The sequence below is a fragment of the Enterococcus sp. AMC1251 genome, assembly GCF_058216535.1.
On the sequence record NZ_CM177098.1, the window covers coordinates 241,843 to 261,761 of the forward strand.

The window sequence follows — 19,919 nt, forward strand, 5'->3', positions numbered from 1 at the left end:
ACGACATAGAACAAAAGAAGAAGCGCTAGATACGAGACATCTCGTCTAGTGCTTCTTTTTTATAGTTTTCAAATAGTGATAATCTTAGTGTTTTTCGCCCGCTTAACAAGTCGTTTATCTATAAGACTGTGTCTGCATTGCAGATTAAAGATAGGATTGATCAATGCTTTATGGCGTTTAAAGCAGATTACGTGTTGATCAGAGTTCCGATCAGGTTGTTGTCTATCTTTATACAAAAATATTATGTCGAAGGGATTACCAGCGGTTTGGTGAAAGGATAATCCAGAGGGGGAGTTTGGAAAGGAGTGTTTCTGCTTCCAATGTTTATTCGCATTTATGTTCGTCTTTGAGTGTAGGGAGAGTTATCTCCTTCAATAACATTGGCGATTTCTATAGCTAGTGTTTCTCTTGAAATGGGCTCATATCCTTGGACGATTTTTCTGAATACAGGGATTTTTTTAATACCTAGGATCATCTTATTGACGATGACGGAAGAATAACGTTTTTTATCTACAACTAAACTAGGGTAAAAAATCACGCTTTTTATTGCTTGTTCTTTGATAAGCTGTTCAGCTTGGCGTTTTGTATACATATACTTTCTCAAAAAAAAGGGTGCGTTGTTCGCGGATAGGAATAGGAAATTAGCTGGATTTTCTTGTGTATTTAAATAGGTTAAAATAAGACGGACAGGCTCTAGAATGAATCGTTTATACGTGATATTTTTAGAAGGCGTTTCTTTAAGAATTCCGATTGTATCGATAATCCAATCGGCTTCTTTAACGGCTGAATGCCAGTGATCATCTGCTAAAATATCAGAACGAATCCAGCGGACGTTTTGCGCCCAAAGAGTAGTTAAGTCACTTGGTTGTCCACTGCGGGAAATACATGTTACGTTATGTCCTCGGTGTATTAATTCTTCTGTAAGTTTTTGGCCGATGAATCCGCTACCTCCAAAAATGGTTATCTGCATTTTTTATACCTACTCTCTTAAAATCATCATGATAATTCCCTCATATAACCAGTGTATCATTATCCTTTGAAATGAAACAAAAAAACGCACGGAAAAAGAGAGGTAGATACTTTTTTACGCACGTTTTCATTTTATTGTATTTTGGCTGAAATGCCGAAATGGTCGCTGACTACAGGTGTATTTTTTCCATCAAAAACGATTTTGTAGGTAGAAAAAGTTAGTTCTTTTGAAGCGAAAATATAGTCGATTCTTAATTTTTCTTGATTTTCTCCCCACCCATCAATCGCTTTTTCTACTGTATGTTCGCCGAATGTATTATGCGCAGTTGAAAAAACGTCTTGTAACTGTAACGAACTGCTTAAAACTAGATCGTAGCCGGTTTTATTTACAGAAGCTGGATTGTTGAAGTCTCCCATAAGCAGTAATGGAGAAGTTTGGTTTTGTAAAGCTAACTCGGTTTGTTGCCATTCATAAGCAAAACCATCTGTTTCTGCCCACCAGGAATAGTGGCAACTTAAAACAGTGATATCTTTTTCACCTAATTTCGTGTGTCCCAGTAGTAAAACTCTTCTGCGATAGTTATCAGGATCTTTTTCTACGGAAACGCCAATAGTTTGTGGTCGGATTGGCTGCTTAGAAAGAAGTGCAACTCCTTCGTGATAGATCGAGTAAGCAATGTGATTGTACGACCAGCTCCAGTGATAGTCGTAACCTTGTTCTTTCAAACGTTGAACCAAAAGGTATGCAAAGTTGTCCTCGTGAATCGGCAACTGATCTTCTGTAGGGTGAAAATTGTGTGTAGAAATAACTGGTAAGCTGTCAATGCGTTGATTGACTTCTTGCAAGGCGATTAGTTCGTAATTTTCTTTGATGATTTGATCGGCGAGGTGCTGTAATTTTTCTAGTGGCTGATTTTCTAGCCAACTGTGAGTATTTAAAGTTAATATATTCATGATTCTTCCCCCAATGTTTGTAAAAAAGTTGACGTAAAACTATGTTAGCTTTGCGTCAACCCGTTAACGTTTTTATTCAGTTAAATATCTAATCGTCCGATAGGTGTCCCAGGATTTTGTGAACCAACTTTATCTAAATGGAAAGCGTTAATCTTTTCGCTATTTGTAAAGACGACAATCATCGTTGTTTGTTTACCTGCTGCATTAATTTTTTCTAAATCAGCAGTAGCGATGATTTCACCGGCAGTGATTTTTTGACCCTCAGAAACCAAGATTGTAAAAGCTGATTCTTTCATTTCAATTGTATCAAGTCCCATATGGATTAGAATTTCGATCCCTTCAGGGGTTTTTATGCCTATTGCATGTTTTGTTGGAAAGATACTACTGATTATGCCATCTATCGGTGCATAAATCGTCGTATCGACTGGAATAACTGCAAAACCATCACCCATCATCTTTTGTGAAAAGACAGGATCATCTACTTGGTCAATAGCAATTACTTCGCCAGTTGCAACTGGGACGATTGTCTTAGTGATTCCTAGATAATTGGTTGGATCAGATGTTCGTTCACTTATTTCTGTTTGGGTTAGTGCTGTTGGGATACTAACACCAGAATCCAATAAATCTTGAATATCTGATTTTAGTACGTCTGCTTTTGGTCCATAAACAGCTTGGACACCATTGTCTTTGACAATCAGACCCATCGCACCAGCTTTTTTCCATTCTTCTTCTGTTCCGACTTTCCTTTTATCTGTAACGCTCACTCGCAAACGAGTCATACAAGCATCGACATCCGTAATGTTTTTTTTTCCACCTAACAAATGGATAATCTCAATGAGTTGAGGATCTATACCAGTTGTATTATGTGCGTTCATGGGCGGTGAATCTGTTTGTGTTTCGCTATTGTCGTAGTTTCCATTTCTTCCTGGTGTAGCAAAGTTGAATTTTTTAATCATAAAGTTGGCGATGAAATAAGTGAGAACACCGAATGCAATGGTACATAAAACAAAATTTAATAAATCTCCGCCCAAACCCGCTTTTAAGGCTAAGGGTGTTCGAGTCAACAGCTCAATATTTCCAAAAGAATGGACACGCAGTGCGACAATATCAGCCATAGCAAATGCAGCACCTTGAATTATAGCGTAAACAACGTACAATGGAACAGCTGCAAACATAAACATAAATTCTAAAGGTTCGGTAACGCCTGTCAAAAACACAGCTAAAGCAGCTGAAAGATACATTGATTTGTAACTTTCACGTTTATCAGAATCAACATTACGATACATTGCCACAGTCATTCCCATTAAAATACCAGACGCTCCAATCATTTGCCCAACTTTGAAACGAGCGGGGGTCCAATTTGCTAATACATAACTGTATTGAGAAGCATCGCCAGCACCTTTTAAATTCACCAAATCCGTTGCCCAAGCTAACCATAAAGGATCTTGGCCAAAGACTTGAGTGCCAGCTTGTGCGCCAGATAAAATTTCATATGTTCCTCCTAACTGTGTATAGTTGATGGGAATCGTTAACATATGGTGTAAACCAAAAGGCAGTAACAAGCGTTCTAATGTTCCATATAAAAAAGGAGCTAAAATCGGTGCAGTATCTTGAGATTGAGCGATCCAAAGACCGAAATTGTTGATACCTGCTTGAATGTACGGCCAAATAAGTGCTAAAAGAATAGAAACAATCATTGACCAAAGAATTACAACGAATGGGACGAAACGTTTTCCGTTAAAAAAAGAAAGTGCATCGGGTAATTTCCGATAATTATAATATTTATTGAAAGCCATCGCTCCAACAAAACCAGCAATGATCCCGACAAAAACGCCCATGTTTAAAGCAGGAGCTTCTAAAACGCTAGTGAAAAAACCTTTAACCATAATTTTTGTTCCGAACAATGTATGAGTAAACGCCTTATCATCTGCTAACATCTCACTCGTAACTCCAAAAATTGCACCAGTGATTCGATTGATCAAAATAAAAGAAAGTCCTGCAGCGAAGGCTCCACCAGCGCGTTCTTTCGCCCAACTTCCGCCAATTGCAAGTGCGAATAAAATATGCAAGTTGCTGATAACGCTCCAGCCGATACTTTCAATGACGCCGCCAGTTGTACTAAGTGCTGTCCAATCTGGGTTAATTAGAGGAATGGTCTTACCAATACTAATCATTAATCCAGCGGCGGGCATAACAGCGATGACGACCATTAGTGCTTTACCAAACTTTTGCCAAAACTCAAAACTGAATAACTTTTTCATGTGTATACTCTCCTTTGCAAATTCAATGCAATCGTTTTCGTTAATTTAAGTATAAAGTAGTTTTGTGATTTTGTAAACCCATAAATTAAGTAGATTAATTTTTGTGTAGGTTTAAAACGATAACCTTATAAATAAGCTTTTTATAGCATGTGTTAGTAGAATGTACGGAAATAAACATTTGACAATGCAATCGGTTGCGTTTATCATGGTGTTAACAGGTGGAACATTTATAGGAGGAGAGAAAATGAATCATTTATTTGAAATAGATCCGTGGAAAATCGCTACATGCAAATTGGAACGAAACGAACGTCGGTTGCAAGAATCGTTGACCTCGACGGGAAACGGGTATATGGGAATGAGGGGGAATTTTGAAGAACGCTACACAGGAGACCACCATCAAGGAACCTATTTAGCAGGCGTTTGGTATCCTGATAAGACAAGAGTTGGTTGGTGGAAAAATGGCTACCCAGAGTATTTTGGAAAAGTGATTAATGCGATGAATTTTATCGCCATGGATATTTTTGTGAACGGGGAAGCAGTTGATTTAGGTATTCAAGATCCAAAAGACTTCCATTTAGAATTAGATATGAAAAATGGTTTGTTGACACGTACCTTTGTCATTGAAATTGGTGAGACAAGTGTTAACTTTCGTTTTGAACGTTTTTTGAGTATTGTGCAACAAGAGCTAGCTGTAATTCGATTAACAGCCGAAGTCCTAAAAGGAACAGCCGATATTCAAATCATTTCAAAAATAGATGGCGATGTTCGCAATGAAGACAGTAATTACGATGAAATGTTTTGGGAAGCGGAACAATCAGGTTTTGAAGAATCAACTGGCTTTTTAACGACGCGTACGATTCCAAATCCATTCGGCATCGAGCAATTTTCTGTGACAGCCGCAATGAAGCATATAACTAAAGCCAAAGTAGGTGCGGCTGAAACAGAAACATTAAAAGTACAACAGTCGTTTCAGGCAGAGTTACAAACGAATGAAACAATCACGCTAGAAAAACAAGTAATTATTTTAACCAGTCGTGATGTTCCAGAAGAAAAACAACAAAAAAAAGCAGTTCAATTGCTGAAAGATACTACAAAAAACTTTGATGAATTACTAAATGAACAAAATGAAGCTTGGGGAAAACGTTGGGAACTTGCAGATGTCGTGATTGCAGGAGACGATGCAGCGCAACAGGGAATTCGTTTTAATTTATTCCAATTATTCACCACGTATTATGGAGAAGATGAGCGCTTGAACATCGGACCAAAAGGTTTTACTGGTGAAAAATATGGTGGGGCCACTTATTGGGATACAGAAGCTTATGCAGTTCCTCTTTATTTAGCTTTGGCCAAACCAGAAGTGACAAAAAATCTATTAAAATATCGTTACAATCAATTAGAACAAGCAAAGTACAATGCCCGTCAGCAAGGTTTAGCGGGTGCGCTGTATCCTATGGTTACCTTTACGGGAATCGAGTGTCATAATGAATGGGAAATTACCTTTGAAGAAATTCATCGAAACGGTGCGATTGCTTATGCTATCTACAATTATGTGAACTATACAGGAGACGCAGAGTATTTAAAAAATAAAGGCTTACAAGTTCTAGCTGAGATTGCGCGTTTTTGGGCAGATCGAGTACATTTTTCTAAAAAGACTCAAAAATATATGATTCATGGTGTGACAGGGCCGAATGAATATGAAAATAATGTCAACAATAACTGGTATACGAATACAATTGCGACATGGGTTCTAAAGTATACTTTAGATAATTATATCAAGTATCAAGTAGAGACGTCAGTTGATATTACAAAAGAAGAACAAGCACATTGGCAAGATATTATTGAAAATATGTATTATCCATTTGATGAAGAGTTAGGTGTATTTGTACAACAGGATACGTTTTTGGATAAAGAATTAATACCAAGAACGGCACTAACACCCGCTGATTTCCCTTTAAATCAGCATTGGTCTTGGGATCGGATTTTACGTTCGTGCTTTATTAAACAAGCGGATGTTTTACAAGGGATTTACTTCTTTGGCGAACGTTTTTCAAGGGAAGAAAAAGAGCGTAATTTCTTATTTTATGAACCGATGACTGTTCATGAATCATCGCTATCTCCAAGTATTCACGCCATTTTGGCAGCTGAATTAGGAATGGAAGAAAAAGCGATGGAAATGTATCAGCGGACTGCTCGTTTAGACTTAGATAATTATAACAACGACACAGAAGATGGTTTGCATATCACGTCAATGACAGGCAGTTGGTTGGCGATCGTTCAAGGTTTTGCTCAAATGAAAACAGCTGATGAGAAATTAAGTTTTGCCCCATTTTTACCAAGTGTTTGGACAAGTTACGCATTCCATGTGAATTACCGTGACCGCCTATTGTATATAACAGTGGATAAAGCAAGTGTTTGTTTGCAGCTTGTATCTGGAGCAGAGTTACCACTTACTTTATATGGAAATAAAATGATTTTGACGGATGAGCTGGTTTGTGCGATGGAAAAGGTGAATAAAAATGTTTAAAGGTGTTTTATTTGATTTAGATGGCGTTTTAACCGATACAGCTGAGTATCATTATCAGGCGTGGCAACGATTAGGGGAAGAAATCGGGATTACAATTGATCGTACATTCAATGAAGAGTTAAAAGGTGTTAGCCGGGAAGACTCTTTGATATTATTGCTGGCTCACGGAGGGCGTACACAAGATTTTGATTCAGAGCAGTTTGTTGAGTTGGCACAGCGAAAAAATGACTACTATGTAGAAATGATTCAGCAAATTAGCTCAGATGACGTTTATCCTGGAATTCTAGATTTGTTAAAAAACTTGAAAAGACAAGAAATTAAAATTTCATTAGCCTCTGCCAGCAAAAATGGACCGTTTTTACTCAAAAAAATGTCTTTGATGTCCTATTTTGATGGGATTGCTGATCCAGCAGATGTAGCAAAAGGAAAACCGAATCCAGAAATTTTTCAATTAGCAGCTGAAAATATTGGTTTGAAAGCAAAAGAGTGTATTGGAATTGAAGATGCCAAAGCAGGAATTCAAGCGATTTTGGCAAGTGATGCACTGCCAATAGGGGTTGGTCGATCAGAAGACCTTGGTTCTGATATCGAACTTGTTTCCTCTACGGAAGAACTGACAATTGAGCGTTTGGCTTCTGTATGGCGAAAGGCGAGAAGCAATGCTTGATTTGAAGGTTATTTTACTAGAATTCAACTGAATATAGCAACAAGGTATCAATCTATGGTATTATTTTCTACGATAGAATGATTTATAATTAACCGTGAAAGGAGTGGGAAAGATGACGATTACAGTAAAAGATGTTGCGAAAAAGGCTGGAGTTGCGACTTCTACTGTTTCTAGAGTGATCAACGATCATTCCAGCATTTCAGATGCTACGAAGAAAAAAGTCTATAAAGTAATGGAAGACATGGGTTATGTGCCCAATATTGCTGCTAGAAATCTTGGAAAACGTTCTTCAGGAGCTGTAGGTGTAATCTTGCCGCCGTTAGATTCTCGTGAACGAATGGGTAATCCATTTTATTTGGAAATTATCGAATCAATCAACGGTGAAGCTCGTAAACACAGCATGACAACGGCAATTGCTACAGCACAATCGTTTGAGACTTTACTGGAAAACGTTCAGTTAATGCACCGACAAAAACAAGTCGATGGCTTTATTCTGCTATATTCAGATAAAGAGGATCCGGTCATCGACTACTTATTCGAAAATCAAGTTCCTTTCTCCTTGATCGGTCAACCTTATATAAATGAAGAAAAGGTTATCTATGTAGATAATGACAATCAGCTGTTAGGCAAACACGCAACAGATTATCTGATTGAAAATGGCCATAAGAACATTCTTTTTGTAACGAATACGACACACGAAAATGTCTATTATGAACGTTATTTTGGCTATCAAAAAGCAATGATGTTAGCAAACTTAAGGGTACTACCTTCTGTTGATATGGAAAAACCAGAAGATTATGTGGCCTTTGAAGAGCTTTTAAAAGAGACAAAAGCAACAGCAGCTGTTGTGATTGATGATATTTTTGCGATGCGAATGATCCAATTGGCTCAAATGTATGGCTATCGCGTACCAGATGATTTTTCGGTGATCAGTTTTAATAATTCGATTTATGCAACACTCGTTCACCCTTATCTCACCAGTATAGATATTGATATTGCAGAACTTGGCAAGATGGGGATGCAAAAGTTGATTGAATCATTGCAGGAAAAAGAAGCAACAGGGGTTCGTATGGTGATACCACATAAGTTGATTAAACGCGAGACGGTACTGGATTTGAGAGAGTAGTCAGTTGCTTAAAATGGGCTGGGGATAGAAGCTTACTTCCGGAAGAAGAGGTTGCTAATCTCTAATGTAACCGAGCAAGAAATATGAGCATAATTATCAAAATATCACAAAAAGCAATTGGGAAAATTGTGTGGCATTAAACTTTTCTGAAGAACAAAAAGAATGTCTACCCTTCCAATGTCTATTCACTTCTATAATCAGTTCATAACTCGGAAATAAAGACTATCATGGAAAAGGTAATGGGAAACAAGCTTTAACAGAAATAATCAATATAACTAATATCACATATGAAAGCGAAGAAATCTGGTTAAGTCGTCATCCCTAAAACGCTGCAGCGCTCGGATTTTACAAGCAATACAAGCAAGTAGTGTTTTTTATAACTGAGATTAGTTTGAAATCAGATGAGGCAAACCTTATGAAGTTAGATCTGGAGGATAAGGCAAAGGTGTTTTTTACTTTTGTCTTATCTTTTTTTTATATACTTTGATTTGTCAAATTAAGCTAGACAAATGTCTTTCATTTATGTAACTCAAAAATACTTCTAATGGTGTTCGATAATTTAAAGATTTCCTTGGTATGTGATTTCTTTTAGAGGTGACAGCCGCAACAAAAGCTTGGTCAACTTGATTAAAATCCATTGTTTTAGGCAGCCCATCTTTACGTAATAACCCATTCGAATGCTCATTTAATCCGCGTTGTGAGGGGGTTCCAGGGTCTGCAAAATAGATAGAAATATCATTGACATTACTCATGTTTTTCCAATTTGAAAATTCTTTTCCACAATCAAAGGTAATGGATTTGAACAAGTTTCTGGGAATCTTTTGTAGCCAATCAGTTGTCGCTTTTTCAATATCCAATGCTTTCCGACCATTTGGTTTTAATGTAATAATCACTTTTGAAAGGCGTTCAACTAGAGTGATGATGGCACTTTTATGATGAACGCCAACAATTGTGTCACCTTCTAAATGCCCAAATTCCTGTTGGAAATTAGGGTAGTCAGTGGATCGTTCTGAAATATTGCGTTTAAATGCTTGCTTTCCACGACGTTCTTTATGCCCGTTGGGCTTTCGTTTCCCTTTCATTGGTAGTTTTGAGCAATCAAATTGATTCGCTTTAAACTGACGATAAAGTGTTCTAACAGAGCATGAAATAGGAAACTCAGCTCGACCAATAATCACATCAGGTGTCCACCCTTGAGCCACCATAGATTGAATGTAATCATGCTGTTTTGTAGGCAAACTAATGGGTTGTCGACCACAACGTGTTTTATTTTCTTTATATTGTTGGTAATAGTCACAGATAGATTTTCCTTGTTTCAGGAAGTTGTAAACATTGTAGATTGTCTGTCTAGAACGAGTTAAAGTCTTAGAAACCATCGTAACAGGTTGGCTCATATTGAAATAAGCTTCTATCATCACGAGTTCATTTGATGTAAGATGAGTATAGGTCATTTGTCTTCACTCCTTATAATTCTTTGGTCGGAACTATTTTGAGTGTAGCACAAATGACTTATTTAGTTGTCTAGCTTAATTTTACTATCGGCGTACTTAAAATAAAATGACCAGATTTTTAGGTTGACAAACGCACCGTTCTACCTTAATATAAAGAAGAAACGAAACGACTACGGTTATAGTCGTTCTGGAAGTGCTAGTAAAATATAAAAGAAACTAAACAAAGGAGCTGGGAAAAATGGAAGCAAAAACATTCGATATAGAAGGCATGACCTGTGCGTCATGCGCGCAAACAGTAGAAAAAGCCACTACAAATCTTACTGGTGTGACAAAAGCTTCAGTCAATCTTGCAACAGAAAAGCTAAATGTTGAATATGATGAAAGCAAACTGTCAGAAAGCGATATTCAAAAAGCCGTAGCAGATGCAGGCTATGAAGCGCTAAGTAATGTTCAACAACGAATATTTGATATAGAAGGAATGACGTGTGCCTCGTGTGCTCAAACGATTGAAAAAACAACAAGCAAACTATCTGGTGTGACAAAAGCTTCCGTTAATCTAGCGACGGAAAAAATGGTTGTTGACTTTGATCCATCAATTTTGAATAGTTCTGATATTACAAAGGCTGTAACTAATGCAGGTTACGGCGCTGTGGAACAAATCGATTCTGCTGATACTGTAGACAAAGATCGAGAAAAAAAACAAAAACATATCAAGATCATGTGGGAACGTTTTTGGTTATCAGCAATCTTTACCGTTCCTTTATTATATGTCGCAATGGGACATATGATTGGATTGCCGCTACCAATAATCTTAGATCCGATGGTGCAACCTGAAATATTTGCAACAGTTCAACTTATGTTAACGATTCCCGTATTATATTTAGGTAGAAGTTTCTTTACAGTTGGATTTAAAGCGTTATTTAAAGGTCATCCCAACATGGATTCTTTAGTCGCTCTAGGCACCAGTGCGGCGGTAGCGTATAGCCTCTATGGAACGGCAATGATTTTTGCTGGTGATCTACAATTTACAATGGCACTTTACTATGAATCTGCTGGTGTGATCTTAACATTAATTACATTGGGTAAATATTTTGAAGCAGTGTCAAAAGGAAAAACGTCAGAAGCTATAAAAAAATTGATGGGCTTAGCACCAAAAAATGCCCGTGTTTTCCGTAATGGTCAAGAAATAGAGATTCCTGTGGATAGTGTTCAATTAGACGATCTCATCCTTGTTCGTCCTGGAGAAAAAATTCCAGTGGATGGTGTTGTAAGTGAAGGTTCTTCTGCAGTCGATGAATCAATGTTAACAGGAGAAAGTATGCCTGTGGAGAAAAAAGTCGGAGACAATGTCATTGGTGCAAGTATCAATAAAAATGGCAGCTTCCGCTTTAAAGCAACAAAAGTCGGCAAGGATACAGCATTATCACAAATTATCAAATTAGTGGAAGATGCGCAAGGATCAAAAGCACCAATCGCTAAAATGGCAGATAAAATTTCTGGTTTCTTTGTACCAATCGTTATGGTTTTAGCTGTTTTAGCTGGCTTGGCTTGGTATTTTTTAGGACAAGAATCTTGGGTATTTGCGTTAACGATCACGATTTCAGTTTTGGTCATCGCTTGTCCATGTGCACTAGGTTTAGCAACGCCAACAGCGATTATGGTTGGAACTGGAAAAGGCGCTGAAAACGGCGTATTGATCAAAAGCGGTGATGCACTGGAAACGACACATAAAATTCAAACGATCGTTTTCGATAAAACAGGAACAATTACAGAAGGAAAACCAAGAGTAACAGATATTGTTACAGTAAATGGGTTGAAACAAGATGAATTACTACAAATAGCTGCTTCTGCTGAAATAGGTTCAGAACACCCGCTAGGTGAAGCGATTGTCAATGAGGCCAAGGAGAAAAACTTACCTTTTACAGCAACAGAAGAGTTTACAGCGATTGCAGGTCATGGAATTGAAGGAACAATTGAAGGTAGCCGTTTATTATTAGGAAATAAAAAATTAATGGGTGATCGAAACATTTCCTTAGAAAATTTAGATAATACGTCAGACCAACTAGCTGAACAAGGAAAAACACCGATGTATATTGCCAAAGATGGGCATATTGCAGGGATTATCGCAGTAGCGGATACGATTAAATCAACGAGTATTCCAGCAATTAAAAAACTACACCAAATGGGCATCGAGGTTGCGATGATCACAGGGGATAATAAACGCACGGCGCAAGCAATCGCAAAACAAGTAGGAATTGATCGTGTCTTAAGTGAAGTTTTGCCTGAAGATAAAGCAAATGAAGTAATGAAACTTCAAAAAGAAGGCAAAAAAGTTGCAATGGTTGGTGATGGAATCAATGATGCGCCTGCGTTAGCCCAAGCCGATATCGGAATTGCGATTGGATCAGGAACAGATGTTGCAATGGAGTCAGCGGATATCGTATTGATGCGTAGTGACTTGATGGACGTACCAACAGCTGTAGAATTAAGCAAAGCTACGATTAAAAATATCAAAGAAAACTTATTCTGGGCATTTGCCTACAATACATTAGGAATTCCTGTTGCTATGGGTATGCTATATCTATTCGGCGGACCATTGCTAAACCCCATGATTGCAGGAGCTGCGATGAGTTTTAGTTCCGTATCTGTTTTGTTGAATGCATTGAGATTGAAAGGATTTAGGCCGTCAGGGTTAAAAAATAATAAATAAAGAGCTTCAAGAACATGATAATAAATGCGAGAGTTTCAACTTATTTTCGATAGTACTGCTTTTAATCTAATCGTTTATGCACATTTAAGGTGTGAAACAAAAGTGTTGTTTGCTTTTGTTTCACACCTATATTTATTTCAGGAACAAAGAAAATAAATACTTATCCTTATGATATAGAATCCATGTCTATAGTTTCAGTTATTATTTAACTCATACTTGTTATAGCGAAAAACGAATTAAGTAAAATAGCTTCCTTTTTTATGTTAGAGCTTTTTTTGAAATCCATTTTCCCTTATTTATCTGATCATTCCTCCTTTTCAAGAAGTTGTGCAGAAAATCTTTTGTACATTGTCCAAACATCCTGCGCTAAATTACTCATAATTGTAATTGCTAAATTTGATTCTTGATGATACGAAGAAATAAATGAAATACCAGGATCTTGCCCTTGCATATAAGGGAAAGATTGTCCCTCTTTTTTTGCAATCCAAAAACCGTATCCATAATACTCAGAAGCTTGCATAGTTTGCATTAAACGTACACTACGCGTAGAAATAATTTCCCCCTTCAGCAATGTTCGCCAAAAACATTCAAGGTCTTGTAATGTCGTAAAACAACCACCAGCACCCGTACCTTTAACATCTATACTATAAATATTGCTATAATATTCCTTTGAATCTTTGTCATAAATATATGCATTCGCTACGTTAGCGGGCAATCGATCCAAAGAAAAATAACCAGTCGAAGACATGCCAGCTGTATCGAAAATTGTTTTCTTTAAGTAACTGTCGAAATCTTGGTGCGTAAGTTCTTCGATGATTTCTGCTAAAAGAACATATCCAGTATTATTATATTTAAATTTTTCCCCGGGAGAAGTAACCATCCCCTTATTCATAAAAAGTGGTAGGAGATCAGCATTTTTTCGTATTTTATAATTGGGAAAGTCAGTCCATAATTTAGCATAGTCAGAGAGTTCTTCTTCATCGTAATAATCGCCGATTCCCGAGGTGTGATTTAGCAATTGATGAACAGTGACAGTGGAATTAATGTTTGGCATGGATTTTGAAAGAATTTGGTTGATGGGTTGGTCGATGGTTATTTTCTTTTCTTCAATCAATTTCATAATGGCAACTGCGACGAAGGTTTTGCCGCCAGATGCTGTTCCGAAAATTGTCTCAACATTATTTGCTATTTGGTTAGGCAAATCTTGATAACCGAAAGCCTCAAATAATAATGGTTCATTATTTGAAGTAATACGAACAAAACCGTTAAAGTCTAGTGGAATAAATTGTTTTAGGTCCATAAGCAAAACTCCTTTATTTAGGGTGTCTATTTACCTGTTAAGTATATAGATAAGTTTACCACTAATTTCCTAATAGGAGATATTTTTTTTAAAATTGAACGAGAAGGATTTAACGGAAAACACTATGTAGAAAAGAGTACATAAATATTTTTACTGAAAGCTATAAAGAATAAGATGTTTTACGATACTTTATGTTAGTCTTAGAATTAAAGAAGTGAGGAGGGGTTAGGTGAGAGGGATTTTAGTACAAGCAACTGGATTTTGTTTTATCATAATTTTAGGGTATTTAATGAAACGAATTGGTTTATTGAGTAAAGCTGATGGTGGAATGTTATCCGTTATTATAGTAAATATTACGTTGCCAGCAACAGTCATCGTTAGCTTAGCTAGTGTAGTTGTTTCTGGAACGTTGTTTTTATTGCTTACTATGGGTATTATTTTAAATATTTTAGTGATTTTAATTGGTGGTCGAGTGAGTAAAAAACGTCCAATTTTAGAACAAGAATTTCAAATGTATTCGATGTCAGGATATAATATCGGTAATTTTAGTTTACCGTTTATTCAAGGATTTTATCCTCTAGCAGTCCCATTTCTTTTGATGTTTGATATTGGTAATAGTGTAATGCTTACAGGGGGAAGTACCTTGTTGATTGATAGGACTATAGGTTCTAAAGAGGAGACAACGTTTAAGAGAATTATCCTAACTTTGTTTAAATCAGCGCCTTTTACAGCCTATATGAGCATGTTATTGCTTAGGATCGTTCAAGTCGAATTACCGATAGAATTATTGGGAATGTTAGAAATGATTGCCAGAGCAAATGGTTTTTTATCAATGGTTATGATTGGCTTATATTTTGAATTGAGATTACCTAGGAAAGCGTTACATTTAGTAAAAGAAGTTCTGATTTGGCGTTATGTATGCGGGGCAGCTTTTGCCTTGCTATTTGCCTTTGTGATTCCCTTGGATCCATTAGTTAGAACCGTTTTAGTCGTGTTGAGTGTCGCACCGATGCCAACATTTTCCGTAATTAATAGCGTTAAAGCTGGAATGCCAGAAGAAACAGTTGGGTTTACCTCTTCAGCAAGTATCCTAATTAGCTTGGTATTGATGACACTTATAATGATATTGATGGGGACATAATTCTACGAGTTACATCCCCTAGCCACAATTGAATAAACGCTTCGCACACACTAAGAAACAAAGTACTTATAGAGTGAGTGTTTGTCTCAATCCCTCTCCTATGATTAGTTAAGAATCAACTGTTCAGCAAGTTGAAAGTCGCCTTCATAAGGTGTATCTTCTCCACCAACTTTTTGATACAAGTCAGCTCCTTTTCCAGCCAAGACGACAGCATCTTCCGGTCGGCTTAAAGACAAGGCTTCCTTGATAGCTTTGCCACGATCAAGGACTGTTTTGATTTGGATATCCGTTTTAATATGAGAGGCAATCTCAGCACAGATATCTGCTGGATTTTCATCAGCTGGATCATCTGTGGTTAAAATAGCAACATCAGCTAGCTCAGATAAAATAGTACCGAAATCTTTTCGTCTAGAAATCGCTTTGTTCCCTGTACTACCTATCACGACAAGTAAACGACCATTAGGGTGTTCTTTTTTGATAAACGTTAAAAGATTTTTTAAACTATCATAATTATGTGCATAATCTACATAGACTTTGGAGCCATTTTTATTCGTCAACAATTCCATTCGACCAGGCACCGTAGTTTCTTTGATTCCTTGCTGACAATCACTACGTTTCGCCCCTACTAAGGAACTAGCAAGAACGGCACTTAACGCATTGCCTTTATTGAAATCACCACCCAAACGCAAGTGATATTCACCAGAAACAGCTAATGAATCATTTTTTGTTTGAACAGAAAAAGCCAGTGAATCGTCTGCATTGGTTTGATAGATATAATCTACATCTGCTGCTGTTTGATTGCCATAAACGATATAAGGTATTTTATATCGTGCTGCTGTTTCTTTCAATAATTGAAAATAATCGGATTCATGATTTAAAATCATTGTTTTTGAATGCTTGATCAACTGACGTTTACAATAAAAGTAATCATCGAATGTTGGATGTTCGATCGGGCTGATGTGGTCAGGTGTGATGTTTAGGAAAATCCCCACATCAAAAAATAAATTATACACACGATTGGTTTTGTAGGCTTGAGATGATACTTCCATAATGAAATGAGTCATATTATTTTTAACCGCTTCTGCCATCATTTGATAAAGATCAAGAGACTCAGGGGTTGTTAAATGTGACTTGAAAAACGTCTGCCCGTCTAATGTAGAATTCATGGTAGACAACATAGCTGTTTTTTTATTCGTCGCCTGATCTAAAATAAATTTAGTGAAGTAAGCGGCAGTTGTTTTTCCCTTGGTACCAGTGAAGCCAATCAGTTTTAATTTATCTTGTGGATAATCGTAAAAGGCCATACTTAAAACAGCCATTGCTTTTTTGATATCGGTCACAATGATTCCTAATGTTGCAGGTACATCGTAAGGCTGTTCCGCTACATAAACATCGAGCCCTGAGAGGACTGCTTTTTCTAAATACTCTGATTTGAAATTCATTCCCTTACAGAAAAAAAGTGTATCAGCACTCACTATACGAGAGTCATAGGAAAGAGCCTTAAACGTTTTATTATTCAACGAGGTAGGTACGGTCAAAGACCAGCCTTCTGTTGAAATAAATTCTTTTAAAAGATGTTCTTTAAGTAAACATTCGCGAATTATTTCTAAAGAAATAGTCATCATTACGCCTCCAAGCGGTATCTAAAATGTGAATGTAAAATTTTTTGAATAGCAAACTCTAGAAATTCATCATACAATTTAAATGTCAAAACTTCAAGGTGCTTGCTAGCAGAGGAAGAAAATAGTGGGGAAACATTACTAAGGTAGAATTAATTCTACTACCTTGGCTCTATTTAAATAACAAATACATAATAAATATATTTTGATAGAATGCAAAAAATAAATGTGAATTTAAAGTGATATCTGTCAACTTTTAGTTGAAATATAAACAAAAAAGAAATAGTTATAAATGAAGTATTTCGTTGTTTTTTAGATATTTAAAACGTAAACACCACTATTTTTTTGCGAAATTTATGAGGAAAATACAAATAAGTTAATTTATTAAAGAAAGTCGTTGCATATACTTGATTTAACAATTAAAATAAAGGAAGCATGTTCAAAGAAAGATGGAGGAGCTAAATGATAAATCAACCAAATCCTGCTGATCAACCGATCTTGACCAATCAAGAGAAAATGGTTAAAGGATCGGCTTGGATGACAGCTAGTAATATAATTTCTCGTTTGTTGGGTGCGGTATATATTATCCCATGGTATGCATGGATGGGAAGTCACGCCAATGAAGCAAATAGTTTATCTTCAATGGGGTATACCGTATACGCTCTCTTTTTATTAATATCTACAGCAGGAATCCCTGCTGCTATTGCTAAGCAGACCTCGTATTACAATTCACTGAATGAATATAAGGTCAGTCGACAGCTTTTTTATAAAGCCCTTCAATTGATGGCCATTTTAGGAGCGATTTTTGCTATTGTAATGTATTTTTCCTCACCACTTTTGGCAAAATGGTCTGGGGGTGGGGAAGAACTAATCCCAACGATGAGATCGCTGAGTTTAGCAGTTTTGATTTTCCCATGTATGAGTGTCGTACGAGGTTATTTCCAAGGAAATCAAGATATGATGCCATACGCTTTGTCACAAATCATTGAACAAGTTGTACGTGTTTTTTACATGTTATTGACAGCTTTTATTATTATGAAAATGATTGATGGCAATTATGTCGACGCAGTAACACAATCAACGCTAGCAGCATTTGTGGGAATGCTGGCGAGTCTTATCGTTTTATTTTACTATTTTCATAAACAAAAACCGATGTTTGATTATCTGGCCGCCCATAGCGCTAACGAGCATCAAGCGTCAACAAGAGATTTGTTAACGGAGACATTAAAAGAAGCACTTCCGTTCATTATTGTAGGTTCAGGTGTGACAGTCTTTAAATTAGTTGATCAATTTACGTTTTCTAATTTTATGAATGGCTTCACTACATATTCTGGTAGCCAATTAAGAACGTTATTTGCCATTTTTAACGCCAATCCAGACAAGCTGACAATGGTTGTGATTGCATTAGCTACGTCTATCTCTGCGACTGGCTTACCATTGATCACAGAAGCGATTACTTTGAAAAAATACCGAGATTTATCAAAATTAATCAGTAATAATTTACAATTGTTTATGTTTGTGATGCTACCTGCAACATTTGGCATGATCGTTTTAGCAAAACCACTTTATACAATGTTTTATTCACCAGATGCTTTAGGTGTGTCGCTCTTGATTCAGGCTTGCTTTGCAGGATTGTTTATGGGACTTTACATGTTGTCGTCAACAATGTTGATGGGAATGTATGAGAACAAAGCGGCAATCAAGTATTTTGGCTTAGGGTTGGCTTTAAAAGCGATTGTTCAATATCCAAGCATACGTCTTTTTGAAGTATATGGTCCAATGGTCGCAACAATGATTGGATTTACCTTATCTTGCGTATTGATCATGAGAAAAATCAAAAAAGTTAGTCATTTTAATATGGGGTTGACGTTGCGACGAGGTCTATTAATTTTCTTGATTACGTTAATTATGGTGATTGCAGCAATCGTGATGAGACAATTCTTGTACCTATTTTTAGATCCAACGCGTAAATTCCAATCATTTATGATTATTATCATTGTAGCAGCATTTGGCGGAGCAGTTTATGGGTATATTACGTTAAAACTGCGCCTGGTAGATAAATTATTAGGAGCAAGGGTAGGTAATCTTCGTCGTAAGTTAAAAATAAAATAGAACATATCAAGTAGCGGGACGAAAAGTTCCGCTATTTTCTTAGAAAAATAGTAGTTTAGTAGAAGAATTTCGTTTAGCTTGATGTTGTCTAACTTTACGAGCTAGCTCTTTGGAAAAATCTGAAAATAAAATGAGACAAAAAGTACCTCAATCAATTTTTTAGGACAGAGTAAAACGGAACTGCTACGTTTTTAAATGAGGAGGATTCTATGCGTTTAGATAAATTTCTTGCGGAGACTGGCGTTGGCAGTCGTAAGGAAGCCAAACAATTGCTAAAAAGAAGTTTAGTCACTGTAAATGATCAAATTGTCAAAGATGGTAAAGTACAAATCGATGAAAAACAAGATATTATTAAGTTTGTAGGAGAAAAATTAACGTATCAGCAATTTTATTATTATATGCTGCATAAACCACAAGGGGTGATCTCTGCAACAGAAGATAAAAGGGATCAAACCGTAATCGATTTATTGCGGAACGAAGATTATCGAGCAGATTTATTTCCTGTAGGACGTTTGGATAAAGACACTGAAGGATTACTGCTGCTAACAAATGATGGTCAGCTGGCGCATCAATTATTGTCGCCTAAAAAGCATGTAGACAAGGAATACTTTGCAAAAGTTCAAGGGATCGTAACAGAAGCAGATATTTTTCATTTTGCGGCAGGATTTGCTTTAACAAATAATGAACAAGTGAAACCAAGCAAATTAACGATTGAAGCAGTAGATGAAAGGGGTGCGGAGTCAGAAATTCGCTTAATCATCCAAGAAGGAAAGTTTCATCAAGTCAAACGTATGTTTGAAGCAGTGGACAAAAAAGTTGTTTATCTGAAACGAATACGAATGGGAAATTTATGGCTGGATGAAGAGTTAGCTTTGGGACAATACCGTACGCTGACCAAGGACGAGCTTGAAAAGTTGAAAAAGAATAGATAGAAAATATATTGGGAGAGACTAAGATGACAGATATTTAGATCTGAAAAAAATTAGGAAGTACCTGCGATTGCTGTTTATTCGCACCCTTTCCTATATTTCATTTTCTTTGACTCTGCTGTCAAGATAGAGATATACTTCAACTGACTTGCTAGT

Annotated in this window: 13 protein-coding genes and 1 pseudogene; 8 read left to right on the forward strand and 6 right to left on the reverse strand. The window is 36.6% G+C overall.

Annotation, left to right across the window (positions count from 1 at the left end):
• Positions 1-149: 149 nt before the first annotated feature.
• A pseudogene (locus AC4BBR_RS00990) lies at positions 150-281 on the forward strand (sugar ABC transporter permease); the annotation flags it as partial.
• 53 nt (positions 282-334) lie between these two features.
• On the opposite strand, the gene AC4BBR_RS00995 reads toward AC4BBR_RS00990, so the two are convergent.
• The 3 genes from AC4BBR_RS00995 to AC4BBR_RS01005 form a co-directional block, all read right to left on the reverse strand.
• A complete protein-coding gene (locus AC4BBR_RS00995) occupies positions 335-970 on the reverse strand; it encodes an NAD(P)H-binding protein (protein ID WP_490460753.1) in 636 nt (211 codons plus the stop codon).
• A 131-nt stretch (positions 971-1,101) separates the two neighbouring features.
• Complete coding sequence (locus AC4BBR_RS01000; RefSeq protein ID WP_490460754.1) at positions 1,102-1,923, reverse strand: endonuclease/exonuclease/phosphatase family protein; 822 nt, start codon at positions 1,921-1,923, stop codon at positions 1,102-1,104.
• A gap of 80 nt (positions 1,924-2,003) precedes the next feature.
• Positions 2,004-4,184 (reverse strand): PTS transporter subunit IIBC, encoded by a 2,181-nt coding sequence (locus tag AC4BBR_RS01005; protein WP_490460755.1) that lies wholly within the window; start codon positions 4,182-4,184, stop codon positions 2,004-2,006.
• 184 nt (positions 4,185-4,368) lie between these two features.
• On the opposite strand from AC4BBR_RS01005, the gene AC4BBR_RS01010 reads away from it, so the two are divergent.
• The 3 genes from AC4BBR_RS01010 (at position 4,369) to AC4BBR_RS01020 (ending at position 8,501) form a co-directional block, all read left to right on the forward strand.
• Positions 4,369-6,708, forward strand: coding sequence for a glycoside hydrolase family 65 protein (locus AC4BBR_RS01010; protein ID WP_490462050.1), 2,340 nt, complete (start codon positions 4,369-4,371; stop codon positions 6,706-6,708).
• Positions 6,701-7,375: a beta-phosphoglucomutase gene (gene pgmB, locus AC4BBR_RS01015; protein WP_490460756.1), complete on the forward strand. Its 675-nt coding sequence runs from the start codon at positions 6,701-6,703 to the stop codon at positions 7,373-7,375. The genes AC4BBR_RS01010 and pgmB overlap by 8 nt, the downstream gene beginning before the upstream one ends.
• Before the next feature lie 112 nt (positions 7,376-7,487).
• Positions 7,488-8,501, forward strand: coding sequence for a LacI family DNA-binding transcriptional regulator (locus tag AC4BBR_RS01020; RefSeq protein WP_490460757.1), 1,014 nt, complete (start codon positions 7,488-7,490; stop codon positions 8,499-8,501).
• Between the two features lie 491 nt (positions 8,502-8,992).
• On the opposite strand, the gene AC4BBR_RS01025 is transcribed toward AC4BBR_RS01020, so the two are convergent.
• Positions 8,993-9,952: an IS30 family transposase gene (locus AC4BBR_RS01025; protein ID WP_490459128.1), complete on the reverse strand. Its 960-nt coding sequence runs from the start codon at positions 9,950-9,952 to the stop codon at positions 8,993-8,995.
• 238 nt (positions 9,953-10,190) lie between these two features.
• On the opposite strand from AC4BBR_RS01025, the gene AC4BBR_RS01030 reads away from it, so the two are divergent.
• On the forward strand, positions 10,191-12,662 hold the full coding sequence (locus tag AC4BBR_RS01030) for a heavy metal translocating P-type ATPase (RefSeq protein WP_490460758.1): 2,472 nt from the start codon (positions 10,191-10,193) through the stop codon (positions 12,660-12,662).
• Between the two features lie 304 nt (positions 12,663-12,966).
• Here AC4BBR_RS01030 and AC4BBR_RS01035 read toward each other — a convergent pair whose 3' ends face one another.
• Positions 12,967-13,962: a serine hydrolase domain-containing protein gene (locus AC4BBR_RS01035; RefSeq protein ID WP_490460759.1), complete on the reverse strand. Its 996-nt coding sequence runs from the start codon at positions 13,960-13,962 to the stop codon at positions 12,967-12,969.
• 229 nt (positions 13,963-14,191) lie between these two features.
• Here AC4BBR_RS01035 and AC4BBR_RS01040 point away from each other — a divergent pair, with 229 nt between their 5' ends.
• On the forward strand, positions 14,192-15,103 hold the full coding sequence (locus AC4BBR_RS01040; protein ID WP_490460760.1) for an AEC family transporter: 912 nt from the start codon (positions 14,192-14,194) through the stop codon (positions 15,101-15,103).
• Between the two features lie 104 nt (positions 15,104-15,207).
• On the opposite strand, the gene AC4BBR_RS01045 is transcribed toward AC4BBR_RS01040, so the two are convergent.
• Positions 15,208-16,725, reverse strand: coding sequence for a UDP-N-acetylmuramoyl-L-alanyl-D-glutamate--L-lysine ligase (locus tag AC4BBR_RS01045; RefSeq protein WP_490460761.1), 1,518 nt, complete (start codon positions 16,723-16,725; stop codon positions 15,208-15,210).
• A gap of 459 nt (positions 16,726-17,184) precedes the next feature.
• Between AC4BBR_RS01045 and AC4BBR_RS01050 the strand changes: the two genes are divergently transcribed.
• Together AC4BBR_RS01050 and AC4BBR_RS01055 are read left to right on the forward strand one after the other, a co-directional pair.
• Complete coding sequence (locus AC4BBR_RS01050) at positions 17,185-18,834, forward strand: putative polysaccharide biosynthesis protein (RefSeq protein WP_490460762.1); 1,650 nt, start codon at positions 17,185-17,187, stop codon at positions 18,832-18,834.
• Positions 18,835-19,043: 209 nt separating this feature from the next.
• Complete coding sequence (locus AC4BBR_RS01055; protein ID WP_490460763.1) at positions 19,044-19,766, forward strand: pseudouridine synthase; 723 nt, start codon at positions 19,044-19,046, stop codon at positions 19,764-19,766.
• Positions 19,767-19,919: the final 153 nt, after the last annotated feature.